19 protein-coding genes and 1 pseudogene are annotated in these 19705 nt (G+C 70.9%); 13 read left to right on the top strand and 7 right to left on the bottom strand.

All coding sequences use genetic code 11. The features are described from left to right. The first annotated feature begins 96 nt into the window (after nucleotides 1-96). The 3 genes from ACFWYW_RS45240 (at nucleotide 97) to ACFWYW_RS45230 (ending at nucleotide 4357) form a co-directional block, all read left to right on the top strand. Nucleotides 97-1524, top strand: coding sequence for a sigma 54-interacting transcriptional regulator (locus ACFWYW_RS45240; RefSeq protein WP_379610754.1), 1428 nt, complete (start codon nucleotides 97-99; stop codon nucleotides 1522-1524). Between the two features lie 58 nt (nucleotides 1525-1582). Continuing rightward, on the top strand, nucleotides 1583-2278 hold the full coding sequence (locus ACFWYW_RS45235; protein ID WP_379610755.1) for a hypothetical protein: 696 nt from the start codon (nucleotides 1583-1585) through the stop codon (nucleotides 2276-2278). Between the two features lie 123 nt (nucleotides 2279-2401). Further along, nucleotides 2402-4357 carry a hypothetical protein gene (locus ACFWYW_RS45230; protein WP_379610787.1) on the top strand — a complete coding sequence of 652 codons (1956 nt, stop codon included), beginning with the start codon at nucleotides 2402-2404 and terminating at the stop codon, nucleotides 4355-4357. Here the strand turns inward: ACFWYW_RS45230 and ACFWYW_RS45225 are convergent. Then, nucleotides 4354-4731: a DUF6292 family protein gene (locus ACFWYW_RS45225; protein WP_379610756.1), complete on the bottom strand. Its 378-nt coding sequence runs from the start codon at nucleotides 4729-4731 to the stop codon at nucleotides 4354-4356. The genes ACFWYW_RS45230 and ACFWYW_RS45225 overlap by 4 nt on opposite strands. A 114-nt stretch (nucleotides 4732-4845) precedes the next feature. Between ACFWYW_RS45225 and ACFWYW_RS45220 the strand changes: the two genes are divergently transcribed. After that, nucleotides 4846-5610 (top strand): GntR family transcriptional regulator, encoded by a 765-nt coding sequence (locus ACFWYW_RS45220; protein ID WP_184967600.1) that lies wholly within the window; start codon nucleotides 4846-4848, stop codon nucleotides 5608-5610. 98 nt (nucleotides 5611-5708) lie between these two features. After that, on the top strand, nucleotides 5709-5939 hold the full coding sequence (locus tag ACFWYW_RS45215) for a hypothetical protein (protein WP_379610757.1): 231 nt from the start codon (nucleotides 5709-5711) through the stop codon (nucleotides 5937-5939). Nucleotide 5940: 1 nt separating this feature from the next. Here the strand turns inward: ACFWYW_RS45215 and ACFWYW_RS45210 are convergent, their stop codons facing one another. Continuing rightward, nucleotides 5941-6363, bottom strand: coding sequence for a DUF6292 family protein (locus tag ACFWYW_RS45210; protein WP_379610758.1), 423 nt, complete (start codon nucleotides 6361-6363; stop codon nucleotides 5941-5943). A gap of 123 nt (nucleotides 6364-6486) precedes the next feature. Here ACFWYW_RS45210 and ACFWYW_RS45205 point away from each other — a divergent pair, with 123 nt between their 5' ends. Both ACFWYW_RS45205 and ACFWYW_RS45200 read left to right on the top strand, forming a co-directional pair. Beyond that, nucleotides 6487-6612 (top strand): hypothetical protein, encoded by a 126-nt coding sequence (locus ACFWYW_RS45205; protein WP_379610759.1) that lies wholly within the window; start codon nucleotides 6487-6489, stop codon nucleotides 6610-6612. 10 nt (nucleotides 6613-6622) lie between these two features. After that, nucleotides 6623-7051, top strand: a complete 429-nt coding sequence (locus tag ACFWYW_RS45200) for a hypothetical protein (protein WP_379610760.1) — start codon at nucleotides 6623-6625, stop codon at nucleotides 7049-7051. Here ACFWYW_RS45200 and ACFWYW_RS45195 read toward each other — a convergent pair. Together ACFWYW_RS45195 and ACFWYW_RS45190 are read right to left on the bottom strand one after the other, a co-directional pair. After that, nucleotides 7048-8187: a cystathionine gamma-synthase gene (locus ACFWYW_RS45195; protein WP_379610761.1), complete on the bottom strand. Its 1140-nt coding sequence runs from the start codon at nucleotides 8185-8187 to the stop codon at nucleotides 7048-7050. The genes ACFWYW_RS45200 and ACFWYW_RS45195 overlap by 4 nt on opposite strands. A gap of 109 nt (nucleotides 8188-8296) precedes the next feature. Next, nucleotides 8297-8509 carry a hypothetical protein gene (locus ACFWYW_RS45190; protein WP_379610762.1) on the bottom strand — a complete coding sequence of 71 codons (213 nt, stop codon included), beginning with the start codon at nucleotides 8507-8509 and terminating at the stop codon, nucleotides 8297-8299. A 193-nt stretch (nucleotides 8510-8702) separates the two neighbouring features. On the opposite strand from ACFWYW_RS45190, the pseudogene ACFWYW_RS45185 reads away from it, so the two are divergent. Continuing rightward, nucleotides 8703-9725 (top strand): annotated as a pseudogene (locus ACFWYW_RS45185) (sensor histidine kinase); the annotation flags it as partial. On the opposite strand, the gene ACFWYW_RS45180 reads toward ACFWYW_RS45185, so the two are convergent. Next, nucleotides 9648-12839, bottom strand: coding sequence for a BTAD domain-containing putative transcriptional regulator (locus tag ACFWYW_RS45180; RefSeq protein WP_379610763.1), 3192 nt, complete (start codon nucleotides 12837-12839; stop codon nucleotides 9648-9650). The pseudogene ACFWYW_RS45185 and the gene ACFWYW_RS45180 overlap by 78 nt on opposite strands. Nucleotides 12840-12902: 63 nt before the next feature. On the opposite strand from ACFWYW_RS45180, the gene ACFWYW_RS45175 reads away from it, so the two are divergent. Further along, on the top strand, nucleotides 12903-13760 hold the full coding sequence (locus ACFWYW_RS45175) for an NAD(P)-dependent oxidoreductase (protein WP_379610764.1): 858 nt from the start codon (nucleotides 12903-12905) through the stop codon (nucleotides 13758-13760). On the opposite strand, the gene ACFWYW_RS45170 is transcribed toward ACFWYW_RS45175, so the two are convergent. After that, nucleotides 13757-15133, bottom strand: a complete 1377-nt coding sequence (locus tag ACFWYW_RS45170; protein ID WP_379610765.1) for a cystathionine beta-synthase — start codon at nucleotides 15131-15133, stop codon at nucleotides 13757-13759. The genes ACFWYW_RS45175 and ACFWYW_RS45170 overlap by 4 nt on opposite strands. A gap of 127 nt (nucleotides 15134-15260) precedes the next feature. On the opposite strand from ACFWYW_RS45170, the gene ACFWYW_RS45165 reads away from it, so the two are divergent. The 3 genes from ACFWYW_RS45165 (at nucleotide 15261) to ACFWYW_RS45155 (ending at nucleotide 18075) form a co-directional block, all read left to right on the top strand. Then, nucleotides 15261-16244, top strand: a complete 984-nt coding sequence (locus ACFWYW_RS45165; RefSeq protein ID WP_379610766.1) for an SGNH/GDSL hydrolase family protein — start codon at nucleotides 15261-15263, stop codon at nucleotides 16242-16244. Nucleotides 16245-16306: 62 nt separating this feature from the next. Next, on the top strand, nucleotides 16307-17647 hold the full coding sequence (locus ACFWYW_RS45160; RefSeq protein ID WP_379610767.1) for a PQQ-binding-like beta-propeller repeat protein: 1341 nt from the start codon (nucleotides 16307-16309) through the stop codon (nucleotides 17645-17647). Nucleotides 17648-17703: 56 nt separating this feature from the next. After that, nucleotides 17704-18075 carry a hypothetical protein gene (locus ACFWYW_RS45155; protein WP_379610768.1) on the top strand — a complete coding sequence of 124 codons (372 nt, stop codon included), beginning with the start codon at nucleotides 17704-17706 and terminating at the stop codon, nucleotides 18073-18075. 9 nt (nucleotides 18076-18084) lie between these two features. Here the strand turns inward: ACFWYW_RS45155 and ACFWYW_RS45150 are convergent, their stop codons facing one another. Next, complete coding sequence (locus tag ACFWYW_RS45150; protein WP_379610769.1) at nucleotides 18085-18486, bottom strand: SgcJ/EcaC family oxidoreductase; 402 nt, start codon at nucleotides 18484-18486, stop codon at nucleotides 18085-18087. Nucleotides 18487-18629: 143 nt separating this feature from the next. On the opposite strand from ACFWYW_RS45150, the gene ACFWYW_RS45145 reads away from it, so the two are divergent. Next, nucleotides 18630-19676, top strand: a complete 1047-nt coding sequence (locus ACFWYW_RS45145; RefSeq protein WP_379610770.1) for a serine hydrolase domain-containing protein — start codon at nucleotides 18630-18632, stop codon at nucleotides 19674-19676. The last annotated feature ends 29 nt before the right edge of the window (nucleotides 19677-19705 follow it).

The raw sequence follows: 19705 nt of genomic DNA, 5'->3' as shown, positions 1-19705 counted from the left end.
CTGTTTGCTGGTTCCCTTGGCCCGATTCTCCCCACTGGAGCAACAAGCACGCGCACGAACCGTCACGCAATAGTCAAGATCCGAAATCTCACCACGATGCGAACGGCTCGCAGGAGACGTAGTCTCGTTCCCGTGCATCAGCCTCGAATTCTCCGCGAGCTGCGAGCGAGCGATCACGTTCATCGCAGTGTCAAAGCAGAGGTCCGCCATAATCTGCTGACCAAGCTGCGGGCAGGCGAGCCCCGTTTTCCCGGCATCGTGGGCTTCGACGACTCGGTCCTGCCCCACCTCGAACGCGCTCTGCTGGCCGGGCACGACCTGGTCCTGCTGGGCGAGCGCGGCCAGGGCAAGACCCGGCTCATCCGCACCGTCACCGGCCTGCTCGACGAGTGGACCCCGGTCGTGGAGGGCTGCGAGATCAACGACCATCCCTACGCGCCGGTCTGCACCACGTGCCGGCGCAAGGCGCGGGAGATGGGCGACGAGCTGCCCGTCGCCTGGAAGCACCGCGACGAGCGCTACGGCGAGAAGCTGGCCACGCCCGACACCTCGGTCGGCGACCTGATCGGCGACGTCGACCCGATCAAGATCGCCGAAGGGCGCACGCTGGGCGACCCGGAGACCGTCCACTACGGCCTGGTCCCGCGCACCAACCGCGGCGTCTTCTCCGTCAACGAGCTGCCCGACCTGGCCGAGCGCATCCAGGTCTCGCTGCTGAACGTGCTGGAGGAGCGCGACATCCAGGTACGCGGCTACAACCTGCGCCTGCCCCTGGACATCCTGCTCATCGCCAGCGCCAACCCCGAGGACTACACCAACCGCGGCCGGATCATCACGCCACTGAAGGACCGCTTCGGCGCCGAGATCCGCACCCACTACCCGCAGACGGTCGAGGACGAGCTCACGCTCATCCGCCAGGAGTCGATGCCCGACATCGGGGCCGACATCCCCGAGCACCTGATCGAGGTGATCGCCCGCTTCACCCGCCTCGTGCGCGAGTCGACCGCGGTGGACGCCCGCTCGGGCGTCTCGGCCCGCTTCTCCATCGCCGCCGCCGAGACCGCCGCCGCCTCCGCGGTGCGCAGGGCCGCCATCACCGGCGAGGAGCACGCGGTGGCCCGCGTCTGCGACCTGCCGAGCATGGTGCCGACGCTGCGCGGCAAGGTCGAGTTCGAGGTGAGCGAGGAGGGCAGGGAGACCGAGATCCTGGCCCACCTGCTGCGCCGGGCGACGGCGGAGACGTTCAGAAACCGCCTGGGCGGCGCCGACCTCGCGCCGCTGACCGACAAGTTCGCCGAGGGCAGCCAGGTGGAGTCGGGCGAGCTGGTCCCGGCCGCGGAGCTGCTGCGCCGGATCGGCCCGGTCAACGGCCTGGCGAAGATCATGGCCAAGCTGGGCATGGGCGCCGGCGACGAGTCGCCCGGTCACGCCGCGGCCGCCCTGGAATTCGCCCTGGAGGGCCTCTACCTCATGCGAAGGCTGTCAAAGGACGATCTTGACGGAGTGAACGTCTACCGCACGTGAACATCGGGGCGGTCCCGCGCGTCCAACCTGGTAGTTCACGACACCGGGGGACCGCCCAATGCACTCTCTGCTCATCGCCGCGCTCGTCGCCGCGGCTCCACTGTCTCCGTCCACCACCAGCACCACCGTGTACGGCTACGCCTGGGCCGACGGAGCCGGCACCCTGCGCGTCACACCGCTCACGGCCACCCGAGACGGCAAGAAGTACAAGCTGGCCGCCAAGAAGGGCGCCAAGGAGCTCAAGCTGGCCTACGGCTCCGCCGGCTTCCGCCGCCTGACCGTCGCCTGCGGCCTGAAGGAGACCGAGGGCCGCCTCGCCCAGGACGCCGACGGCCTCGGCAAGACCCGCTGCACGCCCAAGGACCTGGCCTTCACCCTCCAGCTCGGCCCGAACCCCGTGAAGATCGTCTACTCGGGCAAGAAGGCGATCAGGGTCAGCGAGTTCCAGCCGGCCAAGTGGTACACCCAGACCGCCAAGGGCGTGATCAAGCGCGTGGACGCCGACACCGTCGCCCACGGCACGCGCCACCTCACCTACAACTGGCACCTGACCTTCAACCGGGTCACGGCCAAGTGCGGCGACGGCTGGCTGACCGGCCGGCCCGTCAACGCCGACGACGACGGCCTCGGCACCAAGGGCTGTACGAACAAGGATTTCTCCAAGGTCTTCAAGGGCGGCAACCTCGCCGTGGTGCACTACAACCCGTTCAGCAACGAGCTGCTGAGCGTGTGGGAGGTCTTCGGGGACGCGTGACCGTGACGGCGGGCGCCACGTCCGACGTGAGAAGCGACCCCCACGATCGGCGGAAACCGGCGGCGGCGGGTGGCGTGGGGGCGGCTTGCCGTAACAGAAGAACAAAAGACGAGTTAGCGTGAGATCGTGGCTTATCGCTATGGCGAGTATCAGGACGGCCCCGACCCCCTCGCGCCCCCGTATGACGTGCGGGCGGCGCTGGACGAGATGGGCGATGCGATCCTGTCCGGTTCGACGCCCGTGCACGCGTTGCGCGACCTGCTCAAGCGCGGTCTGCCGGGGGCGCGCGACCGCCGCGGCCTCGACGAGATGCTCAGAGAGGTACGGCGCCGCCGCCGCGAGCTGCGCGAGAGCGGCAGGCTCGACGGCACCCTGGAGCGGGCCCGCGCGCTGCTGGACAAGGCGATCGGTCAGGAGCGCGCCGAGTTGTTCCCCGACCCGTCCGACGCGGCCAGGATGCGCGAGACCGAGCTCGACGGCCTGCCCGAGGACACCGCCAGCGCCATCCAGCAGCTGAGCTCCTATGAGTGGCGCTCGGCCGCGGCCAGGCAGACCTTCGAGGAGCTGCGCGACCTGCTGCGCAGGGAGGTGCTGGACACCCAGTTCCGCGGGCTGCGCGAGGCGCTGGCCAACCCCGACCCGGCGGCCATGGAGCGCGTGCGCCAGATGGTCGCCGCCCTCAACGAGATGCTGGAGCGCGACTCCCGCGGCGAGCACACCCAGGCCGACTTCGACGCCTTCATGGCCACGTACGGGGACATGTTCCCCGAGAAGCCGCGCACGCTGGAAGAGCTGGTCGACATCCTCGCCCGCCGGGCCGCCGCCACACAGCGCATGCTGGCCTCGATGACCCCGCGCCAGCGCGAGGAACTCGGCGGCCTCATCAACCAGACCCTGGAGCAGGCCGGGCTCGGCGAGCAGATGCGCCGCCTGGGCGACGCCCTCACCGCCCGCCGCCCCGACCTGGCCTGGAACACCCCCGAACGCCTCACCGGCGACGAGCCGCTCGGCATGGGCGACGCCGTCACCGCCCTGGAGGAGCTGGCCGACCTCACCCAGCTGGAGGCGGCACTGCGCCAGGACTACCCCGGCGCCAGGCTCGACGACATCGACGAGGCCGCCGTACGCCGGGCGCTCGGCCGCTCGGCCGTCGACGACCTGGAGGCGCTGCGGCGCATCGAACGCGAGCTGGAGGAGCAGGGCTACCTGCTGCGCCGGCGCGGGAAGCTGGAGCTGACGCCCAAGGCGGTGCGCAGGCTCGGCGAGACCGCGCTGCGCCGCGTGTTCGCCTCGCTGGACGCCGGGCGGCGCGGCGACCACGAGCAACACGACGCGGGCTCGGCCGGCGAGCTGACCGGGTCCTCGCGGCCGTGGCGCTTCGGCGACGAGCAGCCCATCGACGTGGTGCGCACGCTGGTCAACGGCATTCGCAACGGCGGCGGCCGTACCTCAGGAGGTCTGCGGTTGTCCGTGGACGACTTCGAGGTCGCCGAGACCGAGCGCCGCACCGCGGCGGCGGTCTGCCTGCTGGTGGACCTGTCGTACTCGATGGCGCTGCGGGGCACGTGGGCGGCGGCCAAGCAGACCGCGCTGGCGCTGCAGGCGCTGGTGGCCTCGAAGTTCCCGCAGGACGCCGTGCAGATCATCGGCTTCTCCAACTACGCGCGGGTGCTGCAGCCGGACGAGCTGGCCGGGCTCGACTGGGACATGGTGCAGGGCACGAACCTGCACCACGCGCTGCTGATCGCCGGGCGGCACCTGGACCGCCACCCCGACTTCGAGCCGGTCGTGCTCGTGGTCACCGACGGCGAGCCGACCGCGCACCTCATGCGCAACGGCCGCTCGGCCTTCGAGTGGCCGCCTTCACACGAGACGCTGGAGCTGACGCTGGCCGAGGTCGACAAGATGACCAGGCGGCGGGCCACGATCAACGTGTTCATGCTGGCCGCCGACGACCGGCTGCGCGAGTTCGTCGACGAGGTCGCCCGCCGCAACGGCGGCCGGGTGTTCTCGCCCAGCGCGGAACGGCTGGGCGAGTACGTGGTCAGCGACTTCCTCCGGCTGCGCCGCGCCCGCTAGACGAGGGCGTAGCGGCCCAGCCGGGCGTCGAACCCGTCGTGCAGGTCGCGGAAGGAGCGGTAGGCGACTCGGGTACGGCCGCCGCCCCGCGCCATCAGCGCGACCACCTCGGCCGGCTCGGGCAGCACCCCGCCCCCGAGGTAACCGACCCCGGCCAGGACCGTCCGCACACCCCGCTCACCCGAGACGAACCGGCCGCGGCGCCACCCGCTCTCCTCGTCCCACACCAGGGCGTCGCCTCCCGCCAGCAGGATCGTCGCGTCCCGCGGGTCGAAGGGGTCGTCCCACCACATCACATGCTCCACCGCGGCTGCTACCGACGACACGTAACCCAGGGGCAACCTCAGCCATTCCTGGCTATAGGGAACCGGCATCCTGATTCTGCCTTTCCACTCGGGAAATGGGACGGAAGGAAATCGTCCCGCCGGGGGACGGAGCTGTAAAGCCAGGACCTAGACCGCTCATACCAATAAGCGGACAATGAGACCATGTCCGAGCCGCTCTACCGCAAGGTGGCCGACGACCTGCGGAAAAAGATAACCGCCGGGTCCCTTCAGCCAGGTCAGCGCCTGCCGTCCCAGTCGGAACTGGAGCAGCTCTTCGGCGTCTCCACCAACACCGTCCGCCTGGCGATCGCCGTCCTGGCCAACGAGGGCCTGGTGGAGTCGCGGCAGGGGCTGGGCACGTACGTGAACGCGCGGCTGACCTTCACCATGGTCATGTCGAACAGGGAGGGCCTGCGCACGGCGAGCGGCAAGGACGCCTTCACCTCAGCGGTGGAGGAGCAGGGCCGCCAGCCCGCGCAGGAGGGCTTCACCATGGAGTTCCGCGAGGCGAGCCCGAAAGTCGCCTCCTACCTGCAGATCCCCGAGGGTTCCGTGGTGGTCGTGCGCCTGTCGCGGCGGCTGGTCGACGGGGAGAGCTGGTCGCTGCAGGACTCGTTCTATCCGCTGGACGTGGCCGAGGGGACGGGCCTGATGTTACCCGTCGACCTGGAGCGCGGCACGATCCGCGAACTGGCCAACCACGGCCATGTGCAGGTCCGCCATCGCGACGTGGTGCTGGCCAGGATGCCGACGCCGCAGGAGGTCCCGTTCTTCGGCCGCAGGGCGGGGGTTCCGGTGGTCGAGGTGATCAGGACGGCGTACTCGGCCGAGCGGCCGATCCGGCTCACGGTGGCGATCTATGCCGGTGATATGACCCACCTGGCCTACGAAATCAATTATGCAGGCTCGGGCCACTTATCCCAATAAGTGTAGTCAATTGTATTCCGCCAACCCAGATCACCTGGTGGTTCTTCTTCTATGTCCACCTATTGATGACAGGCGGGGTGCCGCTGCCATAATTACCCATGGATTTGTACCTCATGATCCCGATCGCCTTGATCGGAGGAGCGACCGGCACGTTCGTCATGATCGTGCTCAGTGTCCTCGGAGAGGACTGGCGCGGTTCACCGACCCACCGCGCCCCAGGGCCCTTCTCCCGCTGCACCCGCGGGATCCTCGGCCTTCACGTGAACCACACCGACTGCACGCAGTGCGCCGCCACCCAGGAAGGGCGCCAGACCGTCACACCCGCCTGAACTAGGCACGCACCAGGCCGGACCAGAAGTCCAGCGCGACATCGAACCCGTCCCGGCAGTTGCGGTGCGAGCGGTAGCAGGGCCGCCAGGCGCTGCTCGCACCGATCCCGAGCCGCGCGTCCGACAGGGCCGCGGGAACCCGCTCGGGCCGGGGCAGCAGACCGCCACCCAGATAGCGCACATCGGCCAGCTCGGTGTGCTCGCCACGGGCCCCGGAGAGGAAGCGGCCGAGCCGCCAGCCGCTCTCTTCGTCCCACACCAGCGCCGAGCCGCCGGACACCAGAACCGTCGCCGTACGCGGCTCGCCGGGCCCCTCCCACCATTCGGCCACCTCGGCGTCGAGCACTTCGACCACCTGTTTCACGTAGCAGCGCGGCTGATGCTGCCACTCATCGGTGTACGGCTCGACGTGCCTGACGGCCACGACGGCACCCCCTTGTGCCTGAACGGAAGAAAACGGCGGTACGTAACGATACCCGGGCTGAACTTATTCCGTTGCCAGGGCGTCTAGTCATTACGGAGGATATTCGGGGAAGGAGGGAGTGCTATGTTCGCGATGGTCTTGCTCATCATGATCATGGTCGTCACTGTGGCGTCCTTCGAGCTGTGCATGCGGTGCTCCCGCAAGAGCGAAGAGAGTGTCGAGCCACAGGCCGAGATCGCCGGGGACTAGTCTCTGCGGCATGTCCCTGCTTATCTGGCTGCACATCGCCTTCGCGATCTTCGCGGTCGGGCCGCTCACAGCGCTGACGCACGCCGCCCCCCGCGCAATTCGCACCAAGAACGCCGCTCTGCTGACGTTCATCCACCGCTCGACCCGGCTCTACGCCCTGCTCTCGCTGGGCGTGCTGATCTTCGGCATCGGAGCCGGGGTCATCGCCGGGAACGGCACCCTGGGCAAGTGGAACATGACCGCGTCCATGACGTTGTTCATCGTGGCCGCGGTCCTGATCGTCATCGTCGAACGCGACCTGCGCACCGCCGTCCAGGCGCTCTCCAGCGAGACCCCGGACGACGACGCGAAGATGCAGACAGGACGGATCGCCGCCATCGCCGGCGTGGTCACGCTGATCTGGCTGGCGATCCTGTTCCTGATGGTCGTGCCGTCCTAGCCGAGCGCCCGGGTGAGGTCGGCGAGCAGGTCGTCGACCGTCTCGATGCCCACCGACAGCCGCACCAGGTCGGCCGGGACCTCCAGCGGCGAGCCCGCCGCCGACGCGTGGGTCATCCTGCCCGGGTGCTCGATCAGTGACTCGACCCCGCCGAGCGACTCCCCCAGCGTGAACAGCTCGGCGCGGTTGCACACCTCCACGGCGGCCTCCTCGCCCCCCGCGACGCGGAACGACACCATGCCGCCGAAGCGCTTCATCTGCTTGGCCGCCACCTCGTGGCCGGGGTGCTCGCCCAGGCCCGGGTAGAGCACCTGGGTCACCTTCGGGTGCGCAAGCAGCAGGTCGACCACCCGCTCGGCGTTGTCGCAGTGGCGGTCCATCCGCACGCCGAGCGTCTTGAGCCCGCGCAGCGTCAGCCACGCGTCGAACGGCCCTGCCACCGCGCCCATGGCGTTCTGGTGGTAGGCCAGCTCGTCGCCCAGCTCCTTCGTACGCGCCACCAGCGCGCCGCCGACCACGTCGGAGTGGCCGCCCACGTACTTGGTCGTGGAGTGCACGACGATGTCGGCCCCCAGCTCAAGCGGCCGCTGCAGGTACGGCGAGGCGAAGGTGTTGTCCACGACCAGCAGCGCGTCGTTCTCGTGGGCCAGCTCGGCGAGCCCGGCGATGTCGGCGATGCCCAGCAGCGGGTTCGTCGGCGTCTCCACCCAGACGATCTTCGTCTTCTGCGTCATGGCCCCGGCCACGGCGTCCAGGTTCCCCAGCGGCACCGGGTCGTAGCGCAGCCCCCAGCGCTCGTTGACCTTGGCGAACAGGCGGTAGGTGCCGCCGTAGGCGTCGTTCGGGATGATGACGTGGTCGTTCGGCCGGCACACGGTGCGCAGCACGGTGTCCTCCGCGGCCAGGCCGGAGGCGAACGCCAGCCCCCGCGCGCCGGCCTCGACCGCGGCCAGCGCCTCTTCGAGCGCGGTCCTGGTCGGGTTGGCCGAGCGGCTGTACTCATAGCCCGAGCGCAGCCCGCCCACGCCGTCCTGCTTGTAGGTGGACGTGGCGTAGATCGGCGGGACGACCGCGCCGGTCAGCGGGTCGGGCTCCTGACCTGCGTGGATCGCCAGCGTTTCGAATCCGTTGCTCATACCCGCCACGGTAACGGAACCGGCCCGCGATTCCGTCCCCCAACGGTCTCGCGGGCCGATCCCTCCCCCAAGGCTCGCCGGCGCCATGCCCGCCGCCGCGAGCCCCGTCTCAGGCCGCCTTGGGCTGGCGCCGGTCGCCGGTACGGCTCGGCAGCTGAACCACCTCACCCTCGTACACCGCGCGCGGCGCGTGGATGTGGCGGCCGCTGCCGCCCTCGGCGGGCTCTCCGTTGATCCTGGAGAGCATCACGGGGTCGGCCAGCGCGAGCAGTACGCCCACCACCAGTCCCACACCCAGCAACACGAATCCGATGACGACCATTTCCCCGTCTCCCTTCCGACATATCCAGCATCGGTGACGACCCACCCCTTCCACCTCCGCTGAAGGTCTGGTCTGCGGCGTCGCTACTCGGCCGAACGGTTGATACGGGTGCTCCGACTTCCGGCTTAGGCTCGATGCCGTGGGGGACACCAAGCGCTTCGTCTACTGGATCCGCAGACTCAGCGAAATCGCCATGATCGGCTGGCTGGGCCTGATGCTGATGATCGACGTGGTGGCCGCCGCCGGCGTCGGCGGACCCCAGTGGCTGGTGCCCTTCTGCGGCGTCGCCGGCATCGCCGCCGTGCTGGCCCGGCACAAGCGCCGGGTCGAGGGCTTCACGTTCCTGCTGGCCTTCAGCTTCGTCACCTCCACGATCATCAGCGCCACCAACTACGACGGCGTGCCCGGCATGGCGGAGTCCGGCGCGGTGCTCATCCTCACGATCGGCGTGCTGCGCCACATCCAGCCCGTGCGCAAGGCCGCCGTCTTCGCGCTGGTCTCCCTGATCGTCCTGCTGGCGGAGGCCTCCGGCCGCGACTACCAGAACGCCGGCCTGGCCTTCTCGTTCGTGCTGTTCGCCGGCTGGTCGCTGGCGGCCGGCGTGGGCGGATACCTCCGCTTCCAGCAGGAACGCCGCTCGGAAGCCGTCTTCTCGGTACGCCGCGCCGAACGCCTGGAGCTGGCCAGAGAGCTCCACGACCTGGTCGCCCACCACATCACCGGCATCGTCGTCCAGGCTCAGGCCGCCAAGACCGTCGCCGAGATGAAGCCGGAGGCCGTGGTGCCCGCCCTCGACGCGATCGCCGGAGCCGGGGCGGAGGCGCTGACGTCGATGCGCCGCCTGGTCGGCGTGCTGCGCGCGGAGGACGAGGCGGAGCGCAGGCCCGGCACCACGCTGGCCGACCTGCGTCTGCTGACCGAGCGCTTCTCCGCCAACGGGCCGAAGGTGGCCTTCGAGATCGGCCAGGGCGTCGGCGACGGCACGCTGCCGCCCGAGGTCGTCACCACCCTGCACCGCGTGCTGCAGGAGGCGCTGACGAACGTGCGCAGGCACGCGCCCGGCGCCGCCTGGGTCGAGGCGGACCTGCGCGCCTTCCCCAATCTGGTGCGGCTGCGGGTGCGCAACTTCGGCTCGGCCTCAGACCCCAGGGTGGCCCGGCTGGGTGGCGGCTTCGGCCTGGTCGGCATGGCCGAGCGGGTGGAGGCTCTGGGCGGCAGGCTCTTCGCCGGTCCCACGCCCGAGGGCTACTGGGAGGTGATCGCCGAGTTCCCCCTTGCCTGAGCGGAAGGCCTCGGTGAAGGCCCCGGCGTCCAGGCTCGTCCTGATGCGGGCGGTGATCCGGTCGACGTCGAGCCGCTCGCCGTCCGGCAGCGGGGCGCCCACCGACTTCCTCATGGCGGCGGCCGTACCCAGGTGGCGGGCGGCCTCCTCGGCGCGTCCGGCCAGCGAGAGCGCGCCCGCCAGCCCTTCGAGCGCCAGCGCGACCGCGCGCGGGTCGCCGGTGGAGGCGGCGGCCGCGTAGCCCTCCTCCTGCCGGGACAGCGCGGTCTCGGCGTCGCCCCGCTGCTCGGCGGCGAAGCCCAGCTCGGCCAGCGCGAACGCGATGCCCGGCGTGCCGCCGACCCGCCGCAGCCAGGCGAACCACGGCAGCAGGTACTCCTCGGCGTCGGCGAAGCGGCCCTGGCGGCGCGCGCTGATCGCCAGCCCGATCACGGCGTGCTCCTCAGCGGACTTCACCGACTGCTCGACCGCCAGCGCGCGGGCCCGCTCGTGGTAGTCGTCGGCGCGCGCGTAGTCGCCCTCCAGCAGCGCCAGGCGGCCCAGCCCGGAGAGCTTGAACGGCGAGGCGATGCCCAGCTCCCCCGCCAGGCGTAGCTGCTCCTCACGCAGTCCGGCGGCCCGCGCGTAGTCGCCGCGGATCTCGGCCGCCATGTCGAGCGCGTCCATGGCCTCGGCCTGACCCCAGCGGTCGCCGAGCTCGCTGAAGATCTCCAGGCTGCGGGCGCCGTCACGCTCCATGGCCGCCAGGTCGCCGCGGCCCACCGCCAGCCTGGCCCGCAGCGCGAGCGCCGCGGCCACGCCCCAGCGCTCCCCCATCGCGCCGAACGCCGTCAGCGCCTTCTCCACCTGGTCGTCGTGGACGGAGAAGCCGCCGTAGGCCCAGGCCACATGGCTGAGGAACCAGTCGTGCAGCGCCCGCCCCAGCGAATCCAGGTCCGCGTACGGCACCGCCTCCGCCGGCTCGCCGATCACCTTGGTGAACCCGGCCAGCCACATGGCCGCCATCGCGCTCTCCCCCGGCGGCCCGCCCCTGGTCAGCGCGTAGGCCAGCGACCTGCGTGCCTCGCCCAGCCGCCCGCGCAGGAACCAGTACCAGGCCATCGCGTTCACCAGCCGCAGCGGCTCGGGCCCTTCGAGCGCCAGCCGCAGGTTGCCGCTCTCCTGGTCGAGCCGTTCCAGGCAGTCGCGCTGGCCGTGCCCGCGCAGGTCGGCGCGCTCGGCCAGCGCCGTGTAGTAGCGCGCGTGCCGTTCCCTGACCAGCTCGTACTCACCCGCCTCCCGCAGCCGCTCCACCCCATAGGCCGCAACGGACTCCAGCAGCCGGAACCGCGGTCCCGCCGTGACCAGCGACCGGTCGACCAGCCTGGCCAGCAGGTCGAGCACGTCGTGGCCCGGCTCCGCGCACACCTGCTCCGCCGCCTCCAGCGTGCACCCGTCAGCGTGTACGGCCAGCCGCCGCAACACCAGCCGCTCCGGCTCGCTCAGCAGGTCCCAGCTCCAGTCGATCATCGCCCGGAGCGTCCGCTGCCGCGCCGGTGCGTCCCGCATGCCGGTGCTGAGCAGCCGGAACCGGTCGTCCAGCCGTCTGGCCAGCTCGTCGGCCCCGAGCGCCCGGACCCGCGTCGCGGCCAGCTCCAGCGCCAGCGGGATGCCGTCCAGCCTGCGGCAGATCGTGCGTACCGCGGGGCCCGGCTCGATGCCCGCCCGCGCCGCGAACAGGGCCACCGCGTCGTCCTCGGCCAGCGGCGGCACCACGTGGACGCGCTCGCCGGTCACGCCCAGCGGTTCCTGGCTCGTGGCCAGCACGCGCAGTTCCGGCGCCGCCTTCAGCAGGATCGCCGCCAGCTCGGCCACCGGCTCGACCAGATGCTCGCAGTTGTCCAGCACGAGCAAGGCCCGCCTGCCGCTCAGCGCCCGCGCGATCCGCGGCTCCAGCGGCTGCGAGGAGTCGTCGCGCACCCCGACCACCGCGGCCAGCACGTCGGCCGGTTGGGTGGTGCCGGTGAGCTCGGCGAGGTACACCCGCTCGGTGTGGCGGCGGGCCACCTCCAGGGCGAGGCTGGTCTTGCCCACGCCGCCGGGGCCGGTCAGCGTGACCAGCCGGTCGCGGCCGAGCCGGTCGACGATCTCGGCGAGCTGGTCGTCCCTGCCGACCAGCGGGGCCAGGGCGGCGGGCAGCCGTGGCGGCGCGGGACGATCGTCGCGGCCCTCGGCCTCCCAGCGCACCGTGGTCGGGCGCAGCTCGGCGTCTTGGCGGCCCGTCGCCGGACGCGGCCCGGAGTCCTGGCGCTCCGCCGCCGGACGCGACCCGGAGTCCTGGCTCGCCGTTGTCGGGCGCAGCTCGGGGTCCTGGCGGAGGATCTTGGTGTGTAGCTCGGCCAGTTCCGGCGACGGGTCGAGGCCCAGCTCTCCGGCCAGCCTCTCGCGGAGGTCGGCGTAGGTGGCCAGGGCCTCGCTCTGGCGGCCCTGGCGGTACAGGGCGCGCATGTGCACGGCTCTCAGCCGCTCGCGCAGCGGGTGCTCGGCCACCAGGTCGGCCACCTCGATCGGCTCGCCGAGGGCCAGCCGTACCTCGGACAGCTCTTCGACGGCGGCCAGGCGCAGCTCTTCCAGGCGCGCGATCGCGGGCCTGGCGAAGTCGAGGTCGGCCACGTCGGCGTAGGCGGGGCCGCGCCACAGCGCCAGCGCCTGGCCCAGCTCGGCAGCGCGTTCGTGCGGCGGGACGGCGCGGCGGGCGAGCAGTTCCTCGAAGCGGGCCGCGTCGACCCGCTCGGCCACGATCCGGTAGCCGCCGGGGCCGCGCACGACCAGGCCGGGATCGCCCAGGGCGCGCCTGAGCTGCGAGACGCGGGCCTGCAGGGTGCCGGTCGGGTTGCGCGACGGGCGATCGCCCCACAGGTCGTCGATCAGCCGGTCCGCCGAGACCGGGCGGCCCCCGTGCACGAGCAGGTCGGCCAGGAGCGCGCGCACCTTGGGCTCGGCCACGTGCAACGGCTCACCGTCGTCGCCCCACACCGCGAGGGGTCCCAGCACCCCGAATCTCACCACGTACCGATTAAACCCGTAGCGGGTCCGTGGAGATTCCGTAGCGCCCTCTCGCAGGGTGAAGCCATGACGACTCAGGTGACAGTGATCGGCCTCGGGCCGATGGGCGCCCAGATGGCGCGGACGTTTCTCGAGGCCGGCTTCGAGGTGACCGTGTGGAACCGGACGGCCGCCAAGGCCGATCCTCTGGTGGCGCTCGGCGCCAAGCGGGCCGAGCGGCCCACCGGCGACCTCATGGTGATCAGCCAACTCGAGTACCAGGCGATGTACGACAGCCTCGACGGCGTGGACCTCAACGGCAGGGTGCTGGTCAACCTCAGCTCCGACACCCCCGCCAAGCTGCGGGAGGCCGCGGCGTGGGTGGCGGAACGCGGCGGTGTGCTGATCACGGCGGGGATCATGGTGCCGCCGCCCGGCATCGGCCGGCCAGGCTCCTTCGCCTTCTACAGCGGGCCGCGCGAGGTGCTCGACCGGCACACCGCGACGCTCGCCGCGCTGGGCGAGGTGGTCCACGTGGGCGCGGACGAGGGCTTGGCGATGATGTATTACCAGTCGCAGCTGTACGTGTTCTGGTCCACGCTGACCGCGTACATGTACTCCGCCGCGCTCCTCGGCAGCGCCGGGGTGAAGGCTGCCGAGATCGTGCCCTTCTTCCAGGGGCTCGTGGGCTCGCTGGCGGGCGACGGGCCGATGGGCTACCTGAAGATCCTCAGCGAGGAGATCGACGCCGGCGTCTACCCGGGCGCGGAGAACAGCCTGCACATGCAGGCCGTCGGCATGGAGCACGCCCTGCAGGCCTTCCGCGAAGCGGGGCTGGAGACCTCCATGCCGGCGGCGCTGAAGGAGCTGTTCGCGCGCACGGACCGGGAAGGGCACGGCGCCGACGGCCTCGGCGCCGTGATCGAATCGATCAAGAAGCCCTAGTGCGCGGAGTTGGCCAGGAAGGCGAGCAGGTCCTGCCGGGTGAGCAGCCCGGCGGGCTTGCCGTCCTCCAGGACCACCGCGGCGTCCGCCTTCTCCAGCGCCTCGACCGCCCGCGCCACCGGCTCGCCGCCGCCGATCGTGGGCAGCGGCTGCGACATGTGCTCGGCGATCGGGTCGTCGGCCTTGAGCCGGCCCCGGTACAGCGCCTCCAGCAGGTCGCGCTCCACGATCGAGCCGACCACCTCGGCCGCCATGACCGGCGGCTCCTCCTTCATGACCGGCAGCTGTGACACCGAGTACTCGCGCATGATCGCGATCGCCTCGCCGACCGACTCGTGCGGGTGCACGTGCACGAACTCCGGCAGCCCCGCGCCCTTGCGGGCCAGCACGTCGGCCACGAGCCCCTCGTCGGAGGAGGTGGTCAGGAAGCCGTAGTCGGCCATCCAGTCGTCGTTGAAGATCTTCGACAGGTAGCCGCGGCCGCCGTCGGGCAGCAGCACGGCCACGATGTCCGTCGGAGCGGCCTTGGCGGCCACGCGCAGCGCCGCCACCACCGCCATCCCGCACGAACCGCCCACCAGCAGCCCCTCCTCGCGGGCCAGGCGGCGGGTCATGTTGAACGACTCCTTGTCGGAGACCGCGATGATCTCGTCGCAGATCGTGGTGTCGTAGGTGGCCGGCCAGATGTCCTCGCCCACCCCTTCCACCAGGTACGGCCGGCCCGACCCACCGGAGTACACCGAGCCCTCCGGGTCGGCGCCGATGATCTTCACCCGGCCGCCGGAGACCTCCTTGAGGTAGCGGCCGGTGCCGCTGATCGTGCCGCCCGTGCCCACGCCCGCCACGAAGTGGGTGATCCGGCCGTCGGTCTGCTCCCACAGCTCCGGCCCCGTGGAGTGGTAGTGGGAGTCGGGGTTGTTCTCGTTGGAGTACTGGTCGGGCTTCCAGGCGTTGGGAATCTCCCTGGCCAGCCGGTCGGAGACCGAGTAGTAGGACTCGGGATGGTCGGGCGAGACGGCCGTCGGGCAGACCACGACGTCGGCGCCATAGGCGCGCAGCACGGCGATCTTGTCCTGGGCGACCTTGTCGGGGACCACGAAGACGCACCGGTAGCCCTTGGTCTGGGCCACGATGGCCAGGCCGACGCCGGTGTTGCCCGAGGTCGGCTCCACGATCGTGCCGCCGGGGCGCAGTGCTCCCGACTGTTCGGCGGCCTCGATCATGCGTACGGCGATGCGGTCCTTGACCGATCCGCCGGGGTTGAAGTACTCGACCTTGGCGAGCACCTGGGCAGGCAGTCCCGCGGATACCTTGTGCAGCCGGACGAGCGGGGTGTTCCCCATGAGCTCGACCAGGGAATCGTAAACGCGCACCGAGGTGTTCACCTTCTTTACCGAAGCTTGGTCAGCTTGCCGGGCGCCGAGATCCCCAGGGGGTGGCGGGCGCTCGGCTAGTTTCAGACAAACGCTACCGCCAGTGGGGTCGAGGGGGGCACGCTACGTGATCTGGACACCGGGGGTGGCGCGGGCGGCGCGGAAGATCGCAGCCGCTGCCGCGCTCGGAGGCGGCGGGCTGACGGCCCTGGGAGCCACGGCCTACGGGCTTCTGATGGCGGAGAGCCTGGTCGCGCGCAAGGTGATCGGCCGGCCGCACGGCATGGAGGGCCCGCCGTCCGACGGCGTGTACGGGGACTTCTCCGGCGAGCCCGTGCGGCTCGTCATGCTCGGCGACTCGACCTCAGTCGGGCTCGGCATGACCGAGCCGGCCAAGACGCCGGGGGTGCTGCTCGCCCACGGGCTGGCCGCGGTGGCCGAGCGACCGGTGCGGCTCGACGTCTTCGGCCGTTCCGGGGCGCCCTCCGCCGACCTGGGCGAGCAGGTGGACCAGGCGCTGCGGGTGCGGCCCGAGATCGCGATCGTCTTCGTGGGCGCCAACGACGTCACCACCCAGACGCCGCCCGCGGTGGCGGTGCGGCATCTGTCCAAGGCGGTGCGCCGGCTGCGTGAGGCGGGGGCGGAGGTGGTCGTGGGGACCTGCCCGGACCTGGGGACCGTACGCCCGCTGGCGCAGCCGTTGCGCTGGGTCACCCGGCGGTGGAGCCGCCAATTGGCCGCCGCGCAGACGGTGGCCGTGGTCGAGGCGGGCGGCAGGACGGTCGCCTTCGCCGACATCCTCGGCCCAGAATTCGCAACAAACCCGGGCGAAATGTTCGGACCGGATCGTTTCCATCCATCTGACCGAGGTTACGCCCAGGCTGCATACGCGGTGCTACCTTCTGTATGCGCTGCGTTGGCGTTGTGGCCCGAGCCGCGACCCGTCCGTGGCGAAGGACTGCAACCGATCTACCTTGCGGCGGCCACGGCCGCGGAGGAACCCGGAACCGAGGTCAGCGCGACCCGGGTCGCCGGGCGGGCGACCGGCCCCTACGGAAAGTGGGTGACGTTGTTCCGCCGGCGGCTGGGAGAGCTGCTCAACGACGCCTGACCCCGGTCACCCTCCGAGGCCGAGCCGCCACGCCCCGTCCCCACTGGAGATGGATAAGCCTCGTGCTCCGACCTCTCACGAAACCGGCCCTCGCCCTCGCCGTACTCGCCGCCGCCGGCTGTTCCGGCAGCGACGCGGCCACCGCCGAATTCCCCACGTGGCACAACACCGACGTCAACGCCGTCAGCCGGATGGCCGCCGCCGCGGGGGTCGTCACGACCACCTCCATGAAGCCGGACGGCAACCTCGAGACCGTCGCGCTCGACCAGAAGTCCGGCAAGAAGCTGTGGCAGTACCCGGCCACGATGGCCGGACGCCTGCCCGGCATGGGCGTCTCCGCCCCCGCGATCGTGCCGGCCGCCGACGGCCGCCCCGTGGTCGTCGCGCTCGACCCAGCCAAGAAGTCCCGATGGAACGCCACCCTCATCGCCCGCGACGGGCGCACCGGCCAGCAGAAGTGGGCCAGGCCCGTGCACTCGACGTTCGGGCCGCAACGCTGCGGGCCGTACATCTGCCTGTCGGAGCACACCGCGCTGAGCGGCGCCCGCGTCGTCGTGCTCGAACCGGGCACCGGCAAGACCATGTGGAAGCTGCCCGGCATCGCCGAGGTCGAGTGGTCGGACGCCAACCGGGTCCTGCTGCTCAGGCTCGCGGCCAACCCCATGATCGAGTCCTACGAGCTCAAGACCGGCAAGCTCCAGTGGCAGCAGCCTCTGGAGCAGGCGCTCGGCCCCGGCATCGACATGTCGGGCGGCTGGGCCTTCGGCGCCACCGGCGACAACCTCACCGGCTACATCGCCCCCTACACCGACCCGCGCACCAAGAAGGTCTCCACGTTCGGGCTGTTCTCCATGCGGATCAGCGACGGCACCATCAACTGGATGCGGCCCTCGGTCGTCCGCGTCTACCCGAGCGGCAACCCCGGCTTCGCCCCCGTCGTCCGCCCGGTCGACCAGCAGGGCGCCTATGGCGGATTCGCCCGCCTCGACTCCGACAGCGGCCGCGTCGTCGGCCAGATCACCGCCACCCAGGTGCCCGGCTCCGGCTGGTGGCTGGCCTTCCCCGACCGCATGGAAAAGCTCGGCTTCCTCAAGCACAACACCAAGGGCACCGCCTACGACCTGGCCTCGGGCAAGGCACTGCCGGTCGAGGACGAGACCGGCTGGAGCTTCTGCGTCACCGACCCCAAGCCGCTGCCGTTGCGCGGGCAGGCGCCGGGCTTCTACTCGGTGGCCGCGGTCTGCGAGTACGACCTGGCGGCCGGCAAGCGCGTCCCCGGCTCGTCGGCTCCGCCGTCCTGGTTCACCGGGAGCCAGGAGGGCTGGCGTATGTGGCGCGATGAGAAGGGCGCCCTGCACGGCGTCAACGACGGCACCCCCAACGCGCCCGGCATGTACGGATAGCGCCCCGGGGCCGGAACCGGGACCGGCCCCCGCACCGGTTGGGTAGGGTCGCACGCATGAGACGACTCCCGGCCGTCCTCCTCGCGGTCGTCCTCGCCTCTGGCTGCGGCACCATCCAGGAGGCAGGAGCCATCCTCAACGCGACGGAGGCCTGCGACGAGGCGACCAAGGTCGCCGACGACCTCCTGTCGAAGATTCCCGGCCTGGCCGGCAATCCACCTGAACTGGACAAGGCCGTGGACGCGGCGGCGGAACGGCTGAAGAACATCGGCGTCAAGTCCGGCAACGCCACGCTCAGCGACGCCCTGGGCGCCCTGGCCAACTCCTACCAGGAGACCGAGGTCACCGACGTTCCGGCCGCCATCCAGAAGATCCGCTCGGAGACCACCCGCTCGCTCCAGGTCATCACCCGGGCCTGCGGCGCCTGACATCCCCGCTCAACGCGGGCGGCTGGCGGGCTGGAACCCGAAGGACACGGCCTCCATCAACGGCTTGCGCTGAGTCTTCTGCACGGCCGCGATCCGCCACTCACCGTCGCTCTCGCGCACGATCGTGTACGTGGCGAGCTTCTTGCGACGCCCTCCGCGGGTGACGACCACGGCCACGTCGTTCCCGTACGTCCGGGTCTCGATGATCTCGACGTTCAGCCGGGTGCCCTTGAGGAAGCTGTCGAACAGGACCTGGTGGGCGCGGCCGATCTCGGCGCCGCCGTGGTAGACGGTGCCGGTGAAGGTGACATCGGTGGCGTCCGCGGTGAAGCAGGCGCCGTAGGCGGCGCCGTCGCCGCGGTTCCACGCGTCCTGGCTGCGCTGGATGACGGCCTGGATCTCGGTGACCATGATTACCTTCTTTCGAGAAGTTTCTGCTTCGACACATTATCTGCACAGATGCAGATAATAGGCAAGAGGTGTGGTTTCCCCCAGGTGAACCGGATGGCGCACCTCATGGGAGCGCCGCCCGCCCGCTCATAGCGTTTCCGGTCATGAAGACACTGTTGATCGCCGCTCTCGCCCTCACCGCCGTCACTCCCGCCGACGAGGTCCAGGGCATGCTGGACAGACTGGTCGCCGGCGACAAGGCCACGGCCGCGCTGATCCGGGTGGAGAACAAGACGGGCGGCTGGACGGCCGCGGCGGGCGCCAGAAGCCTCGGGTCGCCGGCACCGGCCAGGGCGGACGGGCATTTCCGGATCGGGAGCGTCACCAAGACGTTCGCCGCCACCGTGATCATGCAGCTCGTGGACGAGGGCAAGGTCCGGCTGGACGCGCCGGTCTCCACCTACCTGGGCGAGCAGGTCAAGGGCGCCGCCACGGTACGGCAGGCGCTCAACCACACCAGCGGGCTCTACGACTACATGCACGAGGCCGGGTACTCCACCAACCGCTGGCGTGGCAAGGACCGGTTCCGGCACTACACGCCGGCCGAACTGCTGAAGGTGGCGGACAGGGGCGAGCACACGGAGCCGGGCAAGGCCTGGTCCTACTCCAACACCAACTACGTGGTGGCCGGGATGATCATCGAGAGGGTGACCGGCCGGCCCTATGGCAGGGAGGTGGAGCGGCGGATCCTGCGACCGCTCGGGCTGACGCGTACGTCGGTGCCCGGTGACCGGCCGGGCGTGCCGTACCCGCACGCTCGCGGTTACGAGCCCGTGGACGGGAAGATGGTCGACGCGACCAGGATGAACCCGTCCCTGGACGGCGCGGCCGGCGAGATGATCTCCACCACCCGCGACCTCAACCGCTTCACCAAGGCGCTGCTGACCGGGAAGCTCACCAGCGAGAAGTCACTCGCGGCGATGCGGACCACCGAGGACACCAAGGCCGGGTTCGGCTACGGCCTGGGCCTGCAGAAGTACCCGCTGCCCTGCGGCAAGGCGGCGTGGGGGCACAGCGGCGAGCTGATCGGCTACCTGACCTTCAGCTTCACCACCGACGACGGCAACACGATGACGCTCTCGCTGAACCCCGGCACCGAGAAGGCCTCCACCGCGGACCTGTTCGGCATCGCCGCCAAGGCCCTCTGCTGAGCGGCGATCCCGACTGAAATATAGTTCTA

Origin of the sequence: Nonomuraea sp. NPDC059023, assembly GCF_042740095.1 — a bacterium.
Classification (GTDB): domain Bacteria; phylum Actinomycetota; class Actinomycetes; order Streptosporangiales; family Streptosporangiaceae; genus Nonomuraea.
Note: the sequence above shows the minus strand (reverse complement) of the source record. Positions and strands in the feature narration are given on the sequence as shown.

What these genes read in the sequence shown, in the direction of transcription:
- ACFWYW_RS45240 (WP_379610754.1), top strand. Translation starts at nt 97, where the DNA reads ATGCGAACGGCTCGCAGGAGACGTAGTCTCGTTCCCGTGCATCAGCCT.
- ACFWYW_RS45235 (WP_379610755.1), top strand. Translation starts at nt 1,583, where the DNA reads ATGCACTCTCTGCTCATCGCCGCGCTCGTCGCCGCGGCTCCACTGTCT.
- ACFWYW_RS45225 (WP_379610756.1), bottom strand. Translation starts at nt 4,731, where the DNA reads ATGCCGGTTCCCTATAGCCAGGAATGGCTGAGGTTGCCCCTGGGTTAC.
- ACFWYW_RS45220 (WP_184967600.1), top strand. Translation starts at nt 4,846, where the DNA reads ATGTCCGAGCCGCTCTACCGCAAGGTGGCCGACGACCTGCGGAAAAAG.
- ACFWYW_RS45215 (WP_379610757.1), top strand. Translation starts at nt 5,709, where the DNA reads ATGGATTTGTACCTCATGATCCCGATCGCCTTGATCGGAGGAGCGACC.
- ACFWYW_RS45205 (WP_379610759.1), top strand. Translation starts at nt 6,487, where the DNA reads ATGTTCGCGATGGTCTTGCTCATCATGATCATGGTCGTCACTGTGGCG.
- ACFWYW_RS45200 (WP_379610760.1), top strand. Translation starts at nt 6,623, where the DNA reads ATGTCCCTGCTTATCTGGCTGCACATCGCCTTCGCGATCTTCGCGGTC.
- ACFWYW_RS45195 (WP_379610761.1), bottom strand. Translation starts at nt 8,187, where the DNA reads ATGAGCAACGGATTCGAAACGCTGGCGATCCACGCAGGTCAGGAGCCC.
- ACFWYW_RS45190 (WP_379610762.1), bottom strand. Translation starts at nt 8,509, where the DNA reads ATGGTCGTCATCGGATTCGTGTTGCTGGGTGTGGGACTGGTGGTGGGC.
- ACFWYW_RS45175 (WP_379610764.1), top strand. Translation starts at nt 12,903, where the DNA reads ATGACGACTCAGGTGACAGTGATCGGCCTCGGGCCGATGGGCGCCCAG.
- ACFWYW_RS45155 (WP_379610768.1), top strand. Translation starts at nt 17,704, where the DNA reads ATGAGACGACTCCCGGCCGTCCTCCTCGCGGTCGTCCTCGCCTCTGGC.
- ACFWYW_RS45150 (WP_379610769.1), bottom strand. Translation starts at nt 18,486, where the DNA reads ATGGTCACCGAGATCCAGGCCGTCATCCAGCGCAGCCAGGACGCGTGG.
- ACFWYW_RS45145 (WP_379610770.1), top strand. Translation starts at nt 18,630, where the DNA reads ATGAAGACACTGTTGATCGCCGCTCTCGCCCTCACCGCCGTCACTCCC.